Below are 1,576 nucleotides of genomic sequence, written 5' to 3'. Positions count from 1 at the left end.
CCTGCTAGCAAGGTGGTTAAGGTGTCGTAACGAGAAAAGTTTATATTCATGGCTATTGGTAATTTGTAGTTGGGTAGGGATAATTTGCGGATTTAGGGCGATCGATCGTTTTAATTCTTAATTCTTAACTTCTAATTCTCCTGCAATTTTTTGATTCGGTTGAGCGCGTCTTGATAGGCACTTGTTCTGCCGCCTTGCTTGTAAAGTTCTGCTGCTTTTTGAAAGTCGGCAATTGCTTTGGGTTTGTCTTTTTTTACAAGGTAAGCTAAAGCTCTGTTGTAGTAGGCGTCGGCAAAACCGGGATTGGCTTTGATCGCCTCCGTGTATGCTCCAATAGGGTTTGGATAGCGGCCGTTGTCCAATGCGGGATCTAGTAGGGCGACGTATAAAGTGCGGGCATTACCGATATTAAAATACAATTCAGGGGTATATTGGGGCTTGAAAGCGAGTGCTCTGTTGAAATCGGCGATCGCCTCCAAAGCCCCCGAAGCATCTCCTTGATCTAACAGCGAAAGTCCTCGAAAATAATAGGCTTGGGCGTCTTGCGGATTGGCGGTGGATACCGGGCCGATCGTTGCGGGAGTATTGTCTACTTTCAACTCGGATTTGTTGATTCCCGCCGCCACTAGCTTCGCGATAAATGTATTGATGGGAACTGCTGCGTTAAATCCGGTTTTAATTGGGGCGACTTCGCCGGAACTCGTTTGCGCGAAACCGAATTCCCCTTGTCCGTGTAAACCGATGACTCGGCCTTCGGAGTCAAAAACTGGGCCGCCACTCATACCGCTCCAAGTTACTGCCTGATACCGCAAAGTGTAACCTTCCGGGCGGTTGCCCGGGCGGCTGGTAACGAGTCCGGGAGAGAGTTCTGGTTCTCGTTCGGCGCCGAAAAGTCCGCCCGTAGCGGGATAGCCGTAAACGAAGATTTGAGTGCCGATGACGGCTTGATCGGAATCGGCGATCGTCGCCACTGGATATTCTTCGGGGCTTTCAAATTTGACTACGGCTAAATCCGGGTCAGTTTCGGCGGTTTGCAAGCGGGTGACTGCAGTTGCTTGATAGTTTTTGCCTTTAGAGGTGCGAACGGTGTATTTAACGTCTGCTTTTTCTACGACGTGGTTGACTGTTAAAACTGTGTAAGTTTTACCTGTTTTGGCAATAATTACGCCAGAACCGTCTCCGAGGGAACTGTTAATTTGTACTGTCAGCGGCCCGGCAATGCTGGCGACTTCTTGGGGCGTTTTGGCGATCGCGGGCTGACTGATGACTATGGTTAAGGCTGCGGTAGTTCCTGCTAGCAAGGTGGTTAAGGTGTCGTAACGAGAAAAGTTTATATTCATGGCTATTGGTAATTTGTAGTTGGGTAGCGGGATTTGGGGGATAAAGGGCGATCGGCGGTTTGTGCTTTTTTCTGTTTAGTTTTATTACTGATTTGACGCAAAAAATCTCGGCTTTGTTCTTTAGTGATAATTTTACTCGCTTTTTTGTTCCGCGATTCGCTAGACCTCTTGCGAAAGTGCGCTCTTTCTAGGTAAAATAAAAGAAAAAATTAGCTTAATAATATGAACTACGAAGA

At 47.4% G+C, this 1,576-nt stretch carries 1 protein-coding gene; it reads right to left on the bottom strand.

The window, feature by feature from the left end:
• Nucleotides 1–131: 131 nt before the first annotated feature.
• Nucleotides 132–1,340, bottom strand: a complete 1,209-nt coding sequence (locus tag QUB44_RS30825; protein ID WP_333373710.1) for a tetratricopeptide repeat-containing serine protease family protein — start codon at nt 1,338–1,340, stop codon at nt 132–134.
• Nucleotides 1,341–1,576 lie beyond the last annotated feature (236 nt).

The sequence above is a fragment of the Microcoleus sp. AT3-D2 genome (assembly GCF_036705715.1).
Lineage (GTDB): Bacteria > Cyanobacteriota > Cyanobacteriia > Cyanobacteriales > Microcoleaceae > Microcoleus.
The sequence above is the reverse complement of the archived record's forward strand: the minus strand, read 5'-3'. Positions and strand labels throughout refer to the sequence as shown.